Genomic DNA, 17,906 nt, shown 5'->3' with positions numbered 1-17,906 from the left:
TCCTCATGGTCACAAGCCACCGACATCTCGGTGACGTTCTGCTCTAACGCTACCTGACCCCTCGATCTTCCCGCCGGAGTAGTCCGAGGAGTTCTTCCACAGCGTACAAACAGGTATCACGCTGGATCTGATCGCGCGAGCCGGAGAGCGCGAGTTGCACCGTTGTCTCGCCGAGCGGACCGGAGATCCCGAGATGGACCGTGCCGACCGGCTTTCCCTCCTGCTCGTCGGGCCCGGCCACCCCCGTGGTCGCGAGAGCGTACGTCGCCCCAGACCGCTCGCGCGCCCCCGCGGCCATCGCCGCGGCGCACTCGGCAGAGACCACCCCGACGCTCTCGATCACCGAGGCCGGCACGCCCAGCAGGGTGTGCTTCAGCTCGGTCGCGTACGTCACGAACCCACCCCGATACGTCTCCGACGCCCCCGGCGGCTCGGTGAGCAGCGCAGCCAGCCGCCCGGCGGTCAGCGACTCGGCGCTCGCCACGGTCGCGCCGGCCTCGCGCAGCGCGGCATGAAGATCCTCGACAGCAGCCATGCCCGACAACGTAGCCCACACCCCGACGTCGACCCGGCTCGTCCTGACCGAAAATCCCGTCGAGTCGGCTCGTTATAACGAGCCGACTCGACGTGGATCTCGGTCAGGATGCGCCGACTCGGCGGATCACCGGCCGGCGTTGCGCGTGAGACCGACCACGACCGGGTCGTGGTCGGAGGAGCGGAACGGGGTGTCGGTGTGCAGGTCGACGCCGGTGTAGTTGTAGCGGCTGTACTCGAAGAGCACCGACTCGCCGGAGTTGATCGACCAGATGTCGGAGCCGGTGAAGCGGCGCTGGGCGTGCTCGTTGAGCAGCACGTGGTCGAGCGAGCCGACGAGTCCGGAGAAGGAGTAGCTGTACTCGCCGTTGCCGCTCAGCGTCTCGGAGTCGGCGAAGCCGGCCTCGTAGAGCACCTGCATCGGATCCTCCTGGGTGTAGGAGTTGAAGTCGCCGGCGAGCGCGACGTCGGCGATGCCGGTCTCGTCCTTGATCGAGGAGACCCACGAGACCAGGGCGGTCGCCTGGCGCACCCGCGACTCGTTGGAGGCGCCCTGGCCGTCGCCGGTGTCGCCGTCGCCCGGCCACGGGCCCGGCGAGCCCTTCGACTTGAAGTGGTTGACCACGAAGAAGAACGGCGCGCCGCCGGCGACGGGCGTGAACACCTGGCCGATCGGCTCGCGAGCGTTGCCGAAGGCCTGGTCGTCGCCGCTCTGGTCACCCAGCGCACGGGCCTCGCCGAGCGGACGTACCACGGAGCGCTTGTAGATGATCGCGTTGGTGATCACGTCGGAGCCGGCGGCGTCGGGCAGCTCGGCCGACGACGGGTTGGCCGTCCACACCGGCCGACCGGCGGCAGCGTTGAGGGCGTCGACCAACGAGCGGGTCGCCTCATCGGTGGGCTCCCCCAGCCGGGCGGAGTTCTCGATCTCCATCAGACCGACGACATCGGCGTCGAGGGCGTTGATCGCGGAGACGATCTTCGCCTGCTGGCGACCGAGGTCGGCCGGGTCCCAGGCGCCGCGCTGGTCGCAGCCGCCGCTCACGTTGTTGCCGTCGCCGGCACGGTCCTTGTAGGCCTGACAGCCGCCGTCACCGACGTTGTCGTCGTCGGCGTCACCCAGCGTGGTGAAGTAGTTGAGCACGTTGAACGAGGCGATCTTCACGTCTGCGCGGCGGCCGATCTTGCCCTCGTCGGGGGCATCGGTGCGCAGGTTCTCGAAGTCGGCCGGCCACGACGCCGGGTCGGCGGTGGCGACCTGGGTGGGCTGGAGCCGGTAGGTCGGCGCCGAGGGCGAGCCGCCCTCGGAGAGGATCACCGGGCCGCGGAAGTCGACGGAGGCGCCGACCACGACCGGCGACTCGTTGGAGACGTACGGGACGGTGCGGCTCGTCGGCGGACGCAGCGTGCTCGAGGAGCCGTCGTCGAGCACGATGCCGCGGGCGGCGTTGTCTTCCTCGACAGCGTCGGCCTCCTCCGACCCCGGTCGCGCGACCTCGGTCGGCTGGAGCAGCGGGTGGTCGCCGTGCGCGAGGCCGAGCTCGCCGTAGTTCTCCACGCCGTAGGTGTTGCTCACCGTGAAGTCGCCCTGCGGCGCGAGGAGCATGCCCTCCAGCGACTCCTTCTGCGCGGCGCTGGCCGGCCACCGGGAGACCACGGGGTCGATGGAGCCGGACCCGTCGGTCACGATGTCACCAGCGGCCGCGACCGACACCTCGGTCAGCCCCGCATACTCGGTGACCTCGCCGGTCACCGTCACCGCGTCGCCCGGCTCGACGGTGACGGCACCTGCGGAGCGCGGCTGGTAGACGAAGACCGCGTCGGAGGCGTCGTGGTCGCCCAGGTCGAGCTCCCCGCCCGTGCCGGAGGTCTGCAGGTAGAACCCGTAGAAACCGCCGGAGGGATAGGCAGCGGTGACGATGCCGCTGGTGGTCACGGTCTCGCCGTCGAGCGGGCTGGCGGCGCCCGTGCCCTGGATGTCGGCGATCGTGACCGCCTCTGCCGCCGTGGCGGCGCGTGCGGCCGGGACGGCGACCGCGCTGATACCGGTGACGGCGGCCGTCAGACCGACCACCGAACCGAGCACCTGACGTGCTGAGAACATGATGACTCCCGCGTGGAAGCTAGAAGGGTGGGCGGTCTGCCCGATTCAGCACCGACCGAAACCACGCGACCATAACGCGGCGTACGCCGCTGTGGCGGGGATCTGGGATGAACGTCCGGTAACGGAGTTACAACGAGCCGAAACTCGGCGCGTACGTCCCTCAGGAACCCGAGGTGCGCAGCGCGTCGCGCTGCTTCCACACGCTGGCGAAGAACTGGCCGCCCGACCACATCGTCAGCGCCACCGCGACCGCGAGGCAGGCCTGGAAGGCGTAGAAGAGGATCTCCCAGGGCAGGAAGTCACCGAACGCGCCGCCATGGGCCGAACCGTGCGGCAACGGCAGCAGCAGCCCCCCGAGCGCGACCGCCTGCACGGTGGTCTTGATCTTGCCGAGCTGGTCGGCCGCGATCACGATCCGTTTCAGGACCGAGAGCCGCAGCAGCGTGACGCTCCACTCGCGCAGCAGCACGATGATCGTCACCCACCACCAGACGTCGCCGACGATCGAGAGCCCGATGAAGGCCATGCCGGTGACCGCCTTGTCGGCGATCGGGTCGGCGATCTTGCCGAAGTCGGTGACCAGGTTGTGCTTGCGCGCGAGGTCACCGTCGATCTTGTCGGTGATCATCGCGAGCGCGAAGATCACGAACGAGACCCAACGCAGCGTGGGGTTGTCGCCGCCGTCGGCGAGCAGCGTCCAGGCGAAGAACGGCACCGCGATGATCCGCAGCGTGGTCAGCGCGTTGGGTACGTTCCAGTTGCTCGTCTTCTGCACCGAACCCTCGGCAGCAGTGGTCTCGTCGTTCACGGGGCGCACCCTATCCGTTCAACTATTCGCTCACTTCGGCGACCAGGTCAACGCCTTCTGCGGCGATGACGGTCGCGTGGACAAGATCACCAGGCCGTACGCCGTCGACGTCGCCCTCGAGCGACGTCATCCCGTCGACCTCGGGACCCTGATGGGCCGCCCGGCCGAGGATCTCGCCGTCGTCGATCTCCTCGACGAGCACGACGACCTGCTCGCCGATACGCTCCTCGGCCCGCTGGGCGGTGAGCTCCTCGACGAGCTCGTTGACGTGCTCGACACGGGCACGGATCTCGTCGGCGTCGAGCTTGAGCGCGTCGTCGAAGTCGGCCGCCTCGGTGCCCTCCTCGTCGGAGTAGCCGAAGACGCCGGTGACGTCCATGCGCGCCTCGACCAGGAAGTCGGTGAGGATCTGGAGGTCTTCCTCGGTCTCACCGGGGAAGCCGACGATGACGTTGGAGCGGACACCGGCGGTCGGGTCGTAGGCCCTGATCTGGTTGAGCAACCCCATGAAGCTCTCGGGGTCGCCGAACCGCTTCATCCGCCGCAGCACCGCGTTGGAGGCGTGCTGGAAGCTCAGGTCGAAGTAGGGGGTGACGCCGGGGGTGGTCGCGATGACCTTCAGCAGGTCGGGGCGGGTCTCGGCGGGCTGCAGGTAGGAGACGCGCACCCGCTCGATGCCATCGACGGCGGCGAGCTCAGGCAACAGCGTCTCCAGCAGGCGGATGTCGCCGAGGTCCTTGCCGTAGGAGGTGGAGTTCTCGCTCACCAGGAAGAGCTCCTTGACCCCCTGGCCGGCCAACCACTGGGCCTCGTGGAGCACATCGGAGGGCCGGCGCGAGACGAACGAGCCGCGGAACTGCGGGATCGCGCAGAAGGTGCACCGGCGGTCGCAGCCCGAGGCGAGCTTCAGCGGCGCCCACGGGGCGTCGTCGAGCCGCGTACGCCCGGCGAAGCCGGGCACCTGGTCGACCGACGCCATGCCGGGCACCGAGATCTCGGACGCGTCGCGCTCGACCGGGGAGATCGGCAGCAGCAGGCGCCGGTCCTGCGGCGTGTGCGGGTGGTGGGCCTCACCGGCGACGATCGCGCGGAGCTTGGAGGCGATGTCGGGGTAGTCGTCGAAGCCGAGCACCGCATCGGCCTCAGGCAGCTCGGCGGCCAGGTCCTTGCCGTAGCGCTCGGCCATGCAGCCGACCGCGACGACCGCCTGCGCCTTGCCCCCGTTGTTGGCAGAGGCCTTGAGGTCGGCGGCCTCGAGCAGCGTGTCGACCGAGTCCTTCTTCGCCTGCTCGACGAACCCGCAGGTGTTCACCACCACGGTGTCGGCCTGGTCGGGGTCGGCGACCAGCCGGAAGCCGCCCGCGCTCAGCCGGCCGGCGAGCTCCTCGGAGTCGACCTCGTTGCGGGTGCACCCGAGGGTCACCATCGCGACCGACAGGAGCGGCTGGTCGGTCGAGTCGGTCTCGGCGGAGGGTTCGGTCGCGGTGCTCATCACCGTGAAGTATGACGGGCGTACGCCCCGGAGACCGAACCCTCGCGCCTGACCGGGTCGCTCAGTCGGGCACCGAGCCCGGCTTGACCGACAGGACCGGGCAGGCTGCGCCGAGCAGGATGCGCTGGGCGACGCTGCCCATCAGCAGCTTGCCCACCGGCGTACGCCTGCGCAGACCGACCACGATCAGCCGGGCGTCGAGCTGCTCGGCCGCGTCGAGGACCGCGCCGGCGACGTCGGGGTCGATCGACTGCCGGATCTCGTGGGGCCGACCCGACTCGGTGAGGCGACGCTCGAGCTCGGAGAGCTGGTCGTCGAGGGCGTAGCGGTCATCGACCAGCGCGTCGCCCCGGGAGGCGTTGACGACCACGACGCCGCGGTCGCGACGCTCGGCGTCGGCGAGCGCCCAGTCGAGTGCCACCGCGCCGTACTCGTCCGGCGCCCAGGCCACGATCACCCAGCCACCTGCGGGAGTGCTCATCAGTTCACCAGCTCCTTCTCGTCCTCGACGGTGGCCGAACCCTCGACCCGTGCCCGGGCCCGGGCGATGAACGGGCGGCCCAGGATGAACAATGCGATCAGCACGTAGATGATCACCGCGAGCGGCTCGTTGAAGAGCCCGGCATAGTCACCGCCGGAGATCGTCAGCGCCTCACGCAGCTTGGTCTCCATCAGCGGGCCCAGGATGACGCCGAGGATCAGCGGCAGCACCGGCAGCCCGAAGCGACGCATCATCAGCCCGAGCAGGCCGAACGCGACCAGCAGGGCGATGTCGAACGGGTCCAGGTTGGTGGCGTACGCCCCCAGGCAGGCGAAGAACAGGATGCCTGCGTAGAGCTGCGGGCGCGGGATCCGCAGCAGGCGTGCCCACAGCGGCGCCAGCGGCAGGTTGAGCACCAGCAGGAGCGTGTTGCCGATCAGCAGGCTGGCCAGCAGCGTCCACACCAGGTCGGCATGCTCGGTCATCAGCTGCGGGCCGGGCGTGATGCCGTAGCCCTGCAGCGCCGAGAGCATCACCGACGCGGTCGCCGTCACCGGCAGACCGAGGGCGAGCATCGGCACGAACATCCCGGCCGCCGAGGCGTTGTTGGCCGCCTCCGGTCCGGCGACGCCCTCGATGGCGCCGCGGCCGAAGTCCTTGCGCTTGGAGAGCTTCCGCTCGGTCAGGTAGGAGAGAAAGGTCGGGATCTCCGCGCCACCGGCCGGCAGCGCACCGAACGGGAACCCGAAGGCGGTGCCGCGCAGCCACGGCTTCCAGGAGCGGCCCCAGTCGTCGCGGCCCATCCATGGGCGTCCGACGGGGATCACGTGCGCCGGCTTCCGGCGCAGGTGGGCGGCGACCCACAGGGCCTCACCGAGGGCGAAGATACCGACCGCGACGACGACGATGTCGAGCCGGTCGACGAGCTGGGTGACGCCGAAGGTGAGTCGCGGCTGGCCGGTGTTGAGGTCGAGGCCGACCAGGCCGATCGTCAGGCCGAGGAACAGCGCCGCGAAGCCGCGCAGCGCCGAGGTGCCGAGCACGGTGGTGGTCATGACCAGGGCCAGCACCATCAGAGCGAAGTAGGACGGTGCGCCCAGGTCGACGGCCACGTCGGCCAGCGCCGGCGAGAAGAAGGCCACCAGGATCGTGCCGATGGTGCCGGCGACGAACGAGCCGACCGCGGCGGTGGCCAGCGCCTGCGCGCCACGCCCCGCCCGGGCCATCTTGTTGCCCTCCAGCGCCGTCATCACCGAGGCGGACTCCCCCGGTGTGTTCAGCAGGATGGATGTGGTGGATCCGCCGTACATGCCTCCGTAGTAGAGGCCGGCGAACATGATGAACGCGCTGGTCGGCTCGAGGCGGTACGTCACGGGCAGCAGCAGCGCGATGGCCATCGCCGGTCCGATGCCGGGCAGCACGCCGACGAAGGTGCCCAGCAGCACGCCGATGGCGGCGTAGAGCAGGTTCATCGGGGTGAGGGCGGACTGCAGTCCGCCCATGAGCAGGTCGAAGTTCTCCATCAGTCGGCCCCTCTCACAGGATTCCGTCGAGCACACCGGGGGTGAGCGGGATGCCCAGACCGACGTGGAAGGCGTACCAGCTGCCGATCGCCAGGACGAGCCCGACGATCACGTCACGGATCAGCGTGCGGCTGCCGAGCGACCAAGCGGCGCCGGCGAAGAGCACGGCGCCCGAGAGCGCCCAGCCGAGCAGATTGACGGTGGCGACCGTGATCAGCAGCACCGTGACCAGCTTGAGCACGGTGAGCCAGTCGGCCGACTCGCTGAGGTCGACGTCCTCGCCCTCCTCCGGCTCCGGCTGGGAGCCGCGGGCGGTGGCGATCGCGAGCAGCGCACCGACCAGGACGAGCCCCGAGCCGATGACGTACGGGAAGACCCGGGGGCCGACGGGATCGGCGAAGCCGACCTCCAGACGTGCGGCGTCGAAGACGGTGTAGATCCCGACGACGATCATGAACGCGGCCAGCGCGTACTGGCCGAGGTCGACCCGGCGGGCGGGGCGGTCGTCGCGTGGGGTGTCGGGTTGGGTGTCGTGGGCGCTCACAGCAGATCCAGCTCCTTCAGGGTGTCGGCGACGCGCTGGTCCTGCTCGACCAGCAGGTCGTCGAACTTGTCGCCGGTGATGAACGCGTCGGTCCAGCCGTTGTCCTTCAGCGCCTGCTGCCACTGCTTGGAGTCGTGCATGCGGGTGAGCAGATCGATCAGCTCCTGGCGACGCTTCTCGCTGATGCCCGGAGGAGCGAGCACGCCGCGCCAGTTGAGGAAGACCAGGTCGATGCCGCTCTCGGTCAGCGTGGGCGCGTCGGCGAAGACACCGGTCGCGCGCTCGTCGCCCGAGGTGGCCAGCACTCGCAGCTCGCCGGCCTCCACCTGGCCCTCGAACTCGGCGAGACCGGAGAAGCCGACCTCGATCTTGTGGCCCAGCAGAGCGCTGGTGAGCGGGCCACCACCGTCGTAGGGGACGTACTTGACCTTCTTGGGGTCGATGCCGGCGGCCTCGGCCAGCTGCATCGGGAAGAGGTGGTCGGGGCCGCCGGGCGAGGAGCCGCCGCCGACGACCACGGAGGCGGGATCCTTCTCCCACGCCTGCACCAGGTCGTCGATGGTCTTGAACGGCGAGTCGGCGGGCACCAGCACGCCCTCCTGCTCCTCGATCAGTTGGGCGATCGGGGTGGCGTCCTGCGGGCGCGCGTCGACGCCGAAGGAGTAGGTGGAGCCGACGACGCCGAGGCCGATGGTCATCAGCAGGTTGCCGTTGCCCTGCTCGCTCATCAGGCGCGACATCGCGACGGAGCCTCCGGCGCCCAGGATGTTGGTCACCTGGATGTCGCCGCCGGTCATCTTGTCGCGGTCGAGCACGCCGACCGCGGCGCGGCCGGTCTGGTCATAGCCGCCACCGGGGCTGTTCGGGATCCACATGTCGAGGTTCTGCGACTCCTCGCCGCGGGTCACCCCGCAGGCAGAGGCTGCGGCGAGCAGACAGGTCACGAGCACGACGGCGAGCGAACGGGTGCGGCGTATGCTCGCTGCCCGACGCGTACGCCTCGGCTGCCTTGGCAGCGGCAGCTGGCTCGGATCGGGCGGGGACTGCGATGTCGGCGTCGACAACGGCTGGCCTCCAGACTGAGAGGGATGAAACGGTCAGTGGCGATGGTCACAGCCCGAGGTGACCGCCGTCACTGTTGGGCAACCAAAGGAGGTTGTGGAACTTGTGGTCGCAGAGCTCACGCCGCCACCTCTCGCTGGCCGGCCAGGTGCTGCTGCTGCAGCTGACGGTGCTGCTGCTCGTCGTCGTGGCGACCAGCATCGTGTCGCTGCGGCAGAGCGACGCCGACTTCCGTGACTCCCGTGAGGACCGGCTGCGCGCGGCCGCGGAGAGCCTGGCCGGGATCGCCGCCGTGCAGGACGGGCTCAGTCGCACCCCCGACCGGCAGGCGCTGGCCTTCTATCTACAGAACCGCGCCGCTGACGCCGGCGCCGACACGGCCTACCTGACCGGTCTCGACGGCCGCGTGCTCGTCTCCACCGACCCCACCCGGGTCGGCGAGACCCTCGACCTTGGCCGACGCGAGAGCTCGCGCGCCTGGGCGGGAGACATCGACGACGCCGGCAGGCGGGCGATCGCGGCCCAGGTGCCCGTCTACGGCGGCGGGTCGACGGGCACGACGGGGTCGAAGGCGGAGGCGCCGCACCCGGTCGGCGTGGTCGTGGTCACCGAGGACTATCCGCTGATCGGCGAACGGCTCGCGCGCACCTGGGCCGACGCCCTGACCGTGCTGCTCGCCGGGCTCGCGCTCGGCGTGCTGGGCTCGTGGCTGCTGGCCCGGCTGATCAAGCGACGCACCCGGGGCCTCGAGCCGCGTGACATCGCCGCGCTGGCCGATCACCGCGAAGGGCTGCTGCGCTCGATCCGTGAAGGCGTGCTCGCCGTCGGGGGCGACGGGCGGGTGAGCCTGATGAGCGACAGCGCCCGCGAGCTGCTCGGGCTGACCGCCGACCCCACCGGACGCCGGCTCGACGAGCTCGACCTGCCCTCCGAGACGCTCGCGCTGCTGAGCGGCTCGGAGGAGGTGCACGACGCGCCGCTCGTCGCCGGCGACCGGGTGCTCGTGCTCAACCGCAACCGCGTGCACCACGACGGCCGCCCGGCCGGCACCGTCACCACGCTGCGCGACCGCACCGAGCTGGTCGCGCTGCAGAGCGAGCTCAACTCCCGCGAGAGCGTCACCGAGACCCTGCGCGCGCAGACCCACGAGTTCAGCAACCAGCTGCACACCATCACCGGGCTGCTCGAGCTCGAGGAGTACGCCGAGGTGGGCCGTTTCGTCGTCGGCCTGACCGCACGCCGTGCGGCCCTGAGCGACTTCATCACCGCACGGATCGACGACCCCGCCGTGGCGGCGCTGCTGATCGCGAAGGCCAGCCTGGCCGCCGAACGCCGAGTGAGCATCGACCTGGAGGCGGCGAGCGCGCTGCCGCGGCTCACCCCTGACGGGTCGGCCGACGTGGTGACCGTGCTCGGCAACCTGGTCGACAACGCCGTCGACGCCGCGGCGCTCGTCGGACCGCTCGATGCCCGGGTCGGCGTACGCCTCAGCGCTGCCGGGCAGACCGTCACCGTGCGCGTCTCCGACACCGGCGGCGGGGTGCCCGCCGACCGCATGCCCGAGATCTTCCGACGCGGATTCAGCACCAAGCCGCACGACGCCAGCGGCCGGGGAGTCGGGCTCGCGCTGGTGCAGCTGGTGTGCCGCGCCCGCGGCGGCGAGGTCGAGGTGGAGAATGCCGGGGCGGCAGAACGCCCCGGAGCCGTGTTCACCGCGACCCTGCCCGGCGCCGCCCCGCTGGCACCGCCCACCACCACACTCGCCGAGGAGACCCGATGACGACCGTTCCCGAGCGAACCGAGCACACCGGGCACGCCGAGCTCACCGTGCTCGTCGTCGAGGACGACTTCATGGTGGCCTCGATCCACACCCGCTTCGTCGACCGCGTCGACGGCTTCCGTGTGGTCGGCGTCGCCGCCACCGGGTCCCAGGCGCTCGAGGAGACCGCCCGCCTCTCCCCCGACGTGCTGCTGCTCGACGTGCACCTTCCCGACTTCAGCGGCATCGAGCTGCTGCGCCGACTCCGTGGCCGCGGCGACGACGCCGACGTCATCGTCATCACGGCGGCCCGCGAAGCGGACACCGTGCGTGCGGCCGCTGCCGGCGGCGCCGCCCACTATGTGGTGAAGCCGTTCCCCTTCGAGGACCTCGCCGCCAGGCTCGACGACGTACGCCGCTCCCGTGACGCACTGGCCCGCATCGATCGGCGGCCCGCCGGCCAGGAGCACCGCGACGACGTCCAGGCCGGGATCGACGAGGTCTTCAGCCATCAGAGCGGTGCCCGGGAGACTCGTGAGCGCCTCCCGAAGGGGCTCAGCCCCGAGACCGCCCACGCCGTCCTCGCCGCGCTGGCCGAGGCCGGCGAGCTCAGTGCCACCGAGTGTGCCGACGCGATCGGGGTCTCCCGGGTGAGCGCCCGCCGCTACCTCGAGCACTTCGCGAGCACGGGCCGTATCGGCGTACGCCTCAACTACGGCACCGCCGGACGCCCAGAGCGCCGCTACCGAGCCGCCGAGTCGGCTCGTCCTGACCAACCCTGACGCCGAGTCGGCTCGTCCTGACCAACCCTGACGCCGAGTCGGCTCGTTCTAACCAGAATCAGCGTCGAGTCGGCTCGTTATAACGAGCCGACTCGACCAGGATTTCGGTCAGGACGAGCCGACTCGGCCGAGGGTTCGCAGGTCAGGGGCTACTTGGCCGTGTAGGTGTGCTGGGCCGGCTCGCCGGTCTTGCCGAGGGCCTTGGCCTTGCTGTCGCCCACCGACACCTTGAGCGACCCGTCGGAGGTCTGGACACGCAGCGGCGGGGTGACCCGGAGCGACTTCGACTCGCCGAAGGCGAGGTCACCGCTGAAGACGACCTTGCCGCGCGAGTCGCGGACCACGACGTGGGCGCCGCCGCCGGCGGCGGAGATGACCACCGGCACGGGTGAGGAGTCGCCGTAGGGGTTGTCGGTGCCGGCCGAGCCGTCGAGCTGGATCGCACCCGCCTCCGGCTCGTGCTGGGTGCCGTCGATGACCAGGCGCGCGACCGACCAGACCAGGATGACCGCCATCACCGCGGCGACCAGGACGGACCACGACGGCCCGCCGCGCATCCGCCGGACCGGGCGCACCGCCGCACTGTGAGCCAGCTCGGCCTCGAACACGGTGCGTGCGCTGACCGGGCCGGAGGCGAACTTCTCGTCATAGGTGCGCAGCAGCGGCGCGACATCGATGCCGAGCACTCGCGCGAGCGTGCGCAGGTGACCACGGGCGTAGAAGTCGCCGCCGCAGGGGCCGAAGTCGTCGACCTCGATCGCCTCGATCACATGCGGACGGATCCGCGTCCACTCCGCCAGAGCCTCGGCGTCGAGGCCGAGACGGTGTCGGGCTGCGGAGATCTCCGCGCCGATCTCCGGGTTGGCGGTGCGCGCGGCCGCGGCCTGCCCACCGACACCGTCGAAGGTGATCTTCTCGACGCTCTCGTCAGGCTCGGCGGCCAGGCTGACGCCCTCGGAGAGATCGATCTGCTCGGTGGCGTCGGAGTCGACCACGAAGACGTGGGTCTGGTCGTCGGCGTCGATCTCCTCGGCTTCCGGCCTGGCAGCCACCACCGGGGCGTCCGCCTCGGCGTCGGTATCGTCGGTGTCGACCGGGTCGAGCTGGAGCGCGTTGGCGCCGTGGACCGCGATGGAGTCCTGAGGCTCCTCAGGCACATAACGTACGTCGACCCGGACAGCGGCGGACGGCTCACGCAACGGCGCGACCGGCTCGGCGCGCTGCGGCTTGACCTCGGCCGTCACCTCGGGATCGGCGTCGGCTCTCGGCGTCGTCTCGTCGTGCTCCGCGCTGCGCTCCACCTGGTCCTGCTCTGCCTCGTCCACCACGTCCGCGGCATTGATATCAGGCTCGTCCAAGACGCGGAGCATCCGGGGGTTGGTGTCGCCACCGCGGCCCACGGCGGGCAGCCGGACCGAGGTGTCGCCATCACCGGCGAGGGCAGATCCGTCCTCGCCGTCAGGGGTCTCATCGGCCGTTTCGGAGGCGGTCGCCTCGGTGCCGGCACCCGTGCCCGTCTCGGTGTCCGTCTCCGTGTCGGCCTCCGTGTCCGTCTCTGGCCCGGCGTCGAGACCGGGGTCGATCTCGACGACCTCGACACCGTCGGCGGCCACGTAGGCGATCGCGTCGGTGACGTCGTCGCCACCGCCGAGCACGTGCGTGGAGAGCCCGAGCGGCAAGGAGAACGGCAACCCGTAGAGGCGCTGGGTCAGCATCGCCTGACGGCGGGCGGTCGGCGAGAGCTCGGCGAGCACCGCCTCCTCGTCGTGCAGCAGCACGCCGATGCGACCGTCCTTCCAGAAACGCTCGATCCCCGCCGGTCGCGGGGTGTGCTCGACGGCCTCGATCTTCGACCACGGGATGCCCTGCCAGGTCTGACCGAACCGCAGGCGTACGCCCTGCTCGTCGACGAGCAGCAGCGGCAGCCGTGAGTCCCAGGCGGTCCAGCCCTGCACCACCGCGACCGCCAACAGCAGCAGCCCGAGCAGGTATCCCTCGATGCCGCCGCGCAGCACGAAGGCCAGCCCGACCAGCAGCGACGCCGAGGCGACCACCAGCGCGAGCCGGCCGTTGCGGCGCACCTCGACGACGTCGACGTCGGCAGGCGCGACCGGCTCAGCAGTCTCGACAGGCTCGACCGCCGGTGAGTTCTCGCTCATGTCTCCCCCTGGATTGTTGCGACCACGCCGTCGATCTCGTCCGGCTTGACGAGCACGTCACGCGCCTTGGAGCCCTCCGAGGGCCCCACCACCCCACGCGACTCGAGGATGTCCATCAGTCGACCGGCCTTCGCGAACCCGACACGCAGCTTGCGCTGCAGCATCGAGGTCGACCCGAACTGGGTCGAGACGATCAGCTCGATCGCCTGCACGACCAGGTCCATGTCGTCGCCGATGTCGTCGTCGAGCACCCGCTTCGACTCCGCCGGCGCCGTCACGTCCTCCCGGTAGGACGGCTCCAGCTGGCCCTTGACGCTCTTGACGACCGCGTTGATCTCCGTCTCGGAGACCCATGATCCCTGCACTCGGATCGGCTTGGAGGAGCCCATCGGCAGGAAGAGTCCGTCACCCTGTCCGACCAGCTTCTCCGCACCCGGCTGGTCGAGGATGACGCGCGAGTCGGCCAGCGACGAGGTCGCGAAGGCGAGCCGCGAGGGCACGTTGGCCTTGATCAGACCGGTGACCACATCGACCGAGGGCCGCTGCGTGGCCAGCACCAGGTGGATGCCGGCGGCACGGGCGAGCTGGGTGATGCGTACGACTGCGTCTTCGACGTCACGCGGCGCGACCATCATCAGGTCGGCGAGCTCGTCGACGATGACCAGCAGGTTGGGATAGGGCGCCAGCTGTCGCTCGGAGTCGGGCGGAAGCTCGATCTTCCCGGCGCGTACGGCCTTGTTGAAGTCGTCGACGTGACGGAAGCCGAAGTTGGCCAGGTCGTCGTAGCGCATGTCCATCTCGCGCACGACCCAGGCCAGGGCCTCGGCGGCCTTCTTCGGGTTGGTGATGATCGGCGTGATCAGGTGCGGCACGCCCTCGTAGGCGTTGAGCTCGACCCGCTTGGGGTCGACCATGATCATCCGCACCTCGTCGGGCGTGGCCCGCATCAGCACCGAGGTGATCATCGAGTTGATGAACGACGACTTACCCGAGCCGGTCGCACCCGCGACCAGCAGGTGGGGCATCTTCGCGAGGTTGGCGACCACGAACCCGCCCTCGACGTCCTTGCCGACACCGGTGATCAGCGGGTGGTGGTCGTTGCGCGCGGCGTTGGAGCGGAGCACGTCACCGAGGGTGACGATCTCCTTGTCGGTGTTGGGGATCTCCACACCGACCGCCGACTTGCCGGGGATCGGCGAGAGGATGCGTACGTCGGCCGAAGCCACCGCGTAGGCGATGTTCTTCTGGATGCCGGTGATCTTCTCGACCTTCACCCCGGCGCCGAGCTCGACGATGTAGCGCGTGACCGTCGGGCCACGGGTGTAGCCGGTGACCGCGGCGTCGATGTTGAACTCCTCGAGCACCGCCTGGAGCCGGGCGACGATGTCGTCGGAGGCCTTGGAGCGAGCCTTGTGCGGCGAGCCCGGCTTGAGCAGGTCGCTGCCCGGAAGCGTGTAGGTCACGTCGCCGGCGAGCATCAGCTGCTCGACCCGCTCCGGGATCTCGGAGTGGGGCGGGGGCTCGAGCTCCTTCTTGGCGCCCGGCTTGCGGCTGCCCGCGCCGCCGACGGCCGGCAGCAGGCCCGCCGCGTCGCTCGGTGCGGCCTCGTCCGGCTGGGTGTCGGCATCCGGGTCGTCGAGGGCGAGCGCGATGTCGAGCCCGTCCTTCTTGCGCTTCTTCTTCGGCTTCTCCTCCTCGAGCAACGGCGTCTCGTAGGGTTCGAAGCCCTCGGGGTCGAAGGTGTCGTCGTCGGCGAAGAGCTTGCCGCCGCGACGCACCCGACGGATGTTGGTGTCGCCGTCGCCCGTCTCCTCGACCGTCTCCAGGCCGAGCGCGCGATCACGCAGGTGCCGCAGGCGGCTCGGCACCTGGTAGAGCGGGGTGCCGGTGATCACCAGCACCCCGAAGACGATCATGAGCGAGAGCAGCACGACGACCACCGGGGTCGAGCGGAGCACGTCGAGCGACAGGCTGGCCACGACGTAGCCGATCGCGCCGCCGGCCCACTGCAGCTCGCTGCTGTCGCCGGAGGTGGGCTGCGGGTTGCCGTTGGCGATCTGGACGATGCCGAGCGCAGCCATCAGGAACGAGCCCCAGCCGATCGCCTGACGGCCGACCGGCGCCGCGTTGACCGGGTCACGCATCAGCCGCGCGCCGGCGACGACGAGTCCGACCGGCACCAGCCAGCCGACCTTGCCGACCACGCCGGCCACCGCGATGCGCACGACGTCGAAGAACTGTCCGCCGATCTGGAACCAGACGCCGGCGGCGACCAGCACGGAGAGGCCGATCAGGAACAGGCCCGCGCCATCACGCCGGTGCTCCGGCTCCAGGTCGCTGGCTGCCTGGCCGCCGACACGGAAGATCGCCGCCACTCCCCCGGCGATCGCCAGCCACAGGGAGGCGATGGTCGAGAAGATGGCGTCGAAGAGCATCGCGATCGGGCTGGGCCCGTTGCGTACGGCTCGGGGCGGCGTACGCCTCGCCGTGGTCTTCTTGGCGGGAGGGCGACGCGTGCCGTTGCGAGACTTCTGCGGCGCTGCCTTGGAGCGGGCCCGGCTCGTGGCCGTTGCTCGCTTTGTCGTGGTCGTACTCCGGGGACGGGTGCTCTTGGTTGTGGTCGAGCTCCGCGAACCCGGCGGGGAAGACGTACGGGTCGCCATACCACCAGGGTATTTGACTTACGGGTCTCTCTCCGGGACCCGGCGATGGCGTGTTGCGCCGGTGTAGTTCCACAGGCGTGATCCTGGTGGGCTCGACCGTGGTCGGTCGGGCCCACCAGGGCACGGATCGCGCGGTGGATCTCGACCCGCTTCGCGGGTTCGCGAGCTCACCCGCTGCGCTCGCTCGATCCCTTCACGTAGGTCCTGCGAGCTCCGCTCGCAGGACCAGGCTCAGGCCTGGCGCTACGCGCCGTGCTCACTCGCTCGGCACGAGCACACGAGCAAGCTCGGTGCTCGACCTCGCTCGCTACGCCTCTACGACGACCGGAACGATCATCGGACGGCGACGGTGGGTGCTGGAGACCCAGCGGCCGAACGTACGCCGGATGGCCTGCTGCAGCTGGTACGTGTCGGTCGCACCCTCCGACATCGCACGGTTGACCGCCTTGATGATCGGCTGCTTGACCGGGTCGAAGGCGTTGTCGGGCCACACGTGGCCACGCGCGTGGATCTCAGGACCGCTGGCGACGGTGCCGTTGACCGTGTCGACCACCACGATGATCGAGACGAAGCCCTCCTCGGAGAGGATGCGACGGTCCTTGAGCTCGGACTCGGTGACGTCGCCGACGGTGGTGCCGTCGACGAAGACATAGCCGCACTCGACCTTGCCGGCGATCTCGGCCTTGCCGTCGACGAGGTCGACGACCACGCCGTCCTCGGCGTAGACGACGCTCTCCACGCCGGTCTGGCGGGCCAGGTCGCCGTTGGCGAGCAGGTGGCGCACCTCGCCATGCACGGGCATCACGTTGCGCGGCCGGACGATGTTGTAGCAGTAGAGCAGCTCGCCTGCGCTCGCGTGGCCGGAGACGTGCACCAGGGCATTGCCCTTGTGGACCACGTTGGCGCCCAGGCGGGCCAGGCCGTTGATCACCCGGTAGATCGAGTTCTCGTTGCCCGGGATCAGGCTGCTCGCGAGCAGGACGGTGTCGCCCGGCTCGATGTGCACGAAGTTGTGGGTGCCGTTGGCGATCCGCGACAGCGCCGACATCGGCTCGCCCTGCGAACCGGTCGAGACCATCACGACCTTCTCCGGCGGCAGCTCGGCGAGCTCCTTGGCGTCGACGATGACGTCCTCGGGCACGTGCAGGTAGCCCAGGTCGGAGGCGATCTGCATGTTGCGGACCATCGAGCGACCGACGTACGCCACCTTGCGGCCGTGGGCGACCGCACTGTCGAGCACCTGCTGCACGCGGTGCACGTGGGAGGCGAAGCAGGCCACGATGATGCGCTGGTCGGACTCGCGGAAGACCTGCTCGATCGCGGGGGCGATCTTCTTCTCGGCGGTCGTGAAGCCGGGCACCTCGGCGTTGGTGGAGTCGGTGAGGAACAGGTCGACACCCTCCTCGCCCAGCCGCGCGAACGCGCGCAGGTCGGTGATCCGGCCGTCGAGGGGCAGCTGGTCCATCTTGAAGTCGCCGGTGTGCAGCGCCAGCCCGGCCCCGGTGCGGATCGCGACCGCGAGCGCGTCGGGGATGGAGTGGTTGACGGCCACGAACTCCAGCTCGAAGGGGCCGAAGGAGATCGTGTCGCCCTCGCGCACCTTGTGCTGGACGGTCTCGCGCAGGCGATGCTCGCGCAGCTTGGAGCCCAGCAGGGCCAAGGTCAGCTCGGAGCCGACCAACGGGATGTTCTGCCGCTCGCGCAGCAGGTAGGGCGTGGCGCCGATGTGGTCCTCGTGACCGTGGGTGAGCACCAGGGCCTCGATGTCGTCGAGCCGGTCACGGATCGGCCCGAAGTCGGGCAGGATCAGGTCGACGCCCGGCTGGTGCTCCTCGGGGAAGAGCACGCCGCAGTCGACGATCAGCAGCCGGCCGTCGTACTCGAAGACGGTCATGTTGCGGCCGACCTCGCCGAGGCCGCCGAGAGGGGTGACCCGCAGGCCGCCCTTGGGGAGCTTGCCGGGTTCGGTCAGCTCCGGGTGTGGGTGAGACAAAG

General features: G+C 70.2%; 13 protein-coding genes. 2 read left to right on the top strand and 11 right to left on the bottom strand.

The genetic code is table 11. The features are described from left to right. Window positions 1–49 precede the first annotated feature (49 nt). From FB381_RS09710 to FB381_RS09675, 8 genes are all read right to left on the bottom strand, one after another. Window positions 50–535, bottom strand: a complete 486-nt coding sequence (locus FB381_RS09710) for a CinA family protein (RefSeq protein ID WP_141780100.1) — start codon at window positions 533–535, stop codon at window positions 50–52. 126 nt (window positions 536–661) lie between these two features. Further along, window positions 662–2,638: an ExeM/NucH family extracellular endonuclease gene (locus FB381_RS09705; protein ID WP_141780099.1), complete on the bottom strand. Its 1,977-nt coding sequence runs from the start codon at window positions 2,636–2,638 to the stop codon at window positions 662–664. A 160-nt stretch (window positions 2,639–2,798) separates the two neighbouring features. Next, window positions 2,799–3,446 carry a CDP-diacylglycerol--glycerol-3-phosphate 3-phosphatidyltransferase gene (pgsA, locus tag FB381_RS09700; RefSeq protein ID WP_141780098.1) on the bottom strand — a complete coding sequence of 216 codons (648 nt, stop codon included), beginning with the start codon at window positions 3,444–3,446 and terminating at the stop codon, window positions 2,799–2,801. Between the two features lie 22 nt (window positions 3,447–3,468). After that, a complete protein-coding gene (rimO, locus tag FB381_RS09695; RefSeq protein WP_211352560.1) occupies window positions 3,469–4,884 on the bottom strand; it encodes a 30S ribosomal protein S12 methylthiotransferase RimO in 1,416 nt (471 codons plus the stop codon). 115 nt (window positions 4,885–4,999) lie between these two features. Beyond that, window positions 5,000–5,419, bottom strand: coding sequence for a universal stress protein (locus FB381_RS09690; RefSeq protein ID WP_246088039.1), 420 nt, complete (start codon window positions 5,417–5,419; stop codon window positions 5,000–5,002). Continuing rightward, on the bottom strand, window positions 5,419–6,942 hold the full coding sequence (locus tag FB381_RS09685) for a tripartite tricarboxylate transporter permease (protein ID WP_141780096.1): 1,524 nt from the start codon (window positions 6,940–6,942) through the stop codon (window positions 5,419–5,421). The genes FB381_RS09690 and FB381_RS09685 overlap by 1 nt, the downstream gene beginning before the upstream one ends. 13 nt (window positions 6,943–6,955) lie before the next feature. Then, the gene (locus tag FB381_RS09680; protein ID WP_141780095.1) at window positions 6,956–7,486 is read right to left on the bottom strand and encodes a tripartite tricarboxylate transporter TctB family protein; all 531 of its coding nucleotides are present in this window, start codon (window positions 7,484–7,486) and stop codon (window positions 6,956–6,958) included. Then, window positions 7,483–8,436 (bottom strand): Bug family tripartite tricarboxylate transporter substrate binding protein, encoded by a 954-nt coding sequence (locus FB381_RS09675; RefSeq protein WP_141780094.1) that lies wholly within the window; start codon window positions 8,434–8,436, stop codon window positions 7,483–7,485. Before FB381_RS09675 ends, FB381_RS09680 begins: the two co-directional genes overlap by 4 nt. 215 nt (window positions 8,437–8,651) lie before the next feature. On the opposite strand from FB381_RS09675, the gene FB381_RS09670 reads away from it, so the two are divergent. Together FB381_RS09670 and FB381_RS09665 are read left to right on the top strand one after the other, a co-directional pair. Next, complete coding sequence (locus FB381_RS09670; protein ID WP_141780093.1) at window positions 8,652–10,328, top strand: sensor histidine kinase; 1,677 nt, start codon at window positions 8,652–8,654, stop codon at window positions 10,326–10,328. Beyond that, on the top strand, window positions 10,325–11,089 hold the full coding sequence (locus FB381_RS09665) for a response regulator (protein WP_141780092.1): 765 nt from the start codon (window positions 10,325–10,327) through the stop codon (window positions 11,087–11,089). Before FB381_RS09670 ends, FB381_RS09665 begins: the two co-directional genes overlap by 4 nt. A 149-nt stretch (window positions 11,090–11,238) precedes the next feature. Here the strand turns inward: FB381_RS09665 and FB381_RS09660 are convergent, their stop codons facing one another. The 3 genes from FB381_RS09660 to FB381_RS09650 form a co-directional block, all read right to left on the bottom strand. Continuing rightward, window positions 11,239–13,248 carry a helix-turn-helix domain-containing protein gene (locus tag FB381_RS09660; RefSeq protein WP_141780091.1) on the bottom strand — a complete coding sequence of 670 codons (2,010 nt, stop codon included), beginning with the start codon at window positions 13,246–13,248 and terminating at the stop codon, window positions 11,239–11,241. Continuing rightward, the gene (locus FB381_RS09655) at window positions 13,245–15,911 is read right to left on the bottom strand and encodes an FtsK/SpoIIIE family DNA translocase (RefSeq protein WP_211352382.1); all 2,667 of its coding nucleotides are present in this window, start codon (window positions 15,909–15,911) and stop codon (window positions 13,245–13,247) included. The genes FB381_RS09660 and FB381_RS09655 overlap by 4 nt, the downstream gene beginning before the upstream one ends. Window positions 15,912–16,218: 307 nt before the next feature. Beyond that, window positions 16,219–17,904 carry a ribonuclease J gene (locus FB381_RS09650; RefSeq protein ID WP_141780090.1) on the bottom strand — a complete coding sequence of 562 codons (1,686 nt, stop codon included), beginning with the start codon at window positions 17,902–17,904 and terminating at the stop codon, window positions 16,219–16,221. Window positions 17,905–17,906 lie beyond the last annotated feature (2 nt).

This window comes from Nocardioides albertanoniae (assembly GCF_006716315.1).
In the GTDB taxonomy this organism is placed as follows: domain Bacteria; phylum Actinomycetota; class Actinomycetes; order Propionibacteriales; family Nocardioidaceae; genus Nocardioides; species Nocardioides albertanoniae.
Note: the sequence above shows the minus strand (reverse complement) of the source record. Positions and strands in the feature narration are given on the sequence as shown.

Bases quoted from the DNA above. Each gene is read 5' to 3' on its own strand.
- FB381_RS09710 (WP_141780100.1), bottom strand. From the start codon at position 535: ATGGCTGCTGTCGAGGATCTTCATGCCGCGCTGCGCGAGGCCGGCGCG.
- FB381_RS09705 (WP_141780099.1), bottom strand. From the start codon at position 2,638: ATGTTCTCAGCACGTCAGGTGCTCGGTTCGGTGGTCGGTCTGACGGCC.
- FB381_RS09690 (WP_246088039.1), bottom strand. From the start codon at position 5,419: ATGAGCACTCCCGCAGGTGGCTGGGTGATCGTGGCCTGGGCGCCGGAC.
- FB381_RS09685 (WP_141780096.1), bottom strand. From the start codon at position 6,942: ATGGAGAACTTCGACCTGCTCATGGGCGGACTGCAGTCCGCCCTCACC.
- FB381_RS09665 (WP_141780092.1), top strand. From the start codon at position 10,325: ATGACGACCGTTCCCGAGCGAACCGAGCACACCGGGCACGCCGAGCTC.
- FB381_RS09660 (WP_141780091.1), bottom strand. From the start codon at position 13,248: ATGAGCGAGAACTCACCGGCGGTCGAGCCTGTCGAGACTGCTGAGCCG.
- FB381_RS09655 (WP_211352382.1), bottom strand. From the start codon at position 15,911: ATGGCGACCCGTACGTCTTCCCCGCCGGGTTCGCGGAGCTCGACCACA.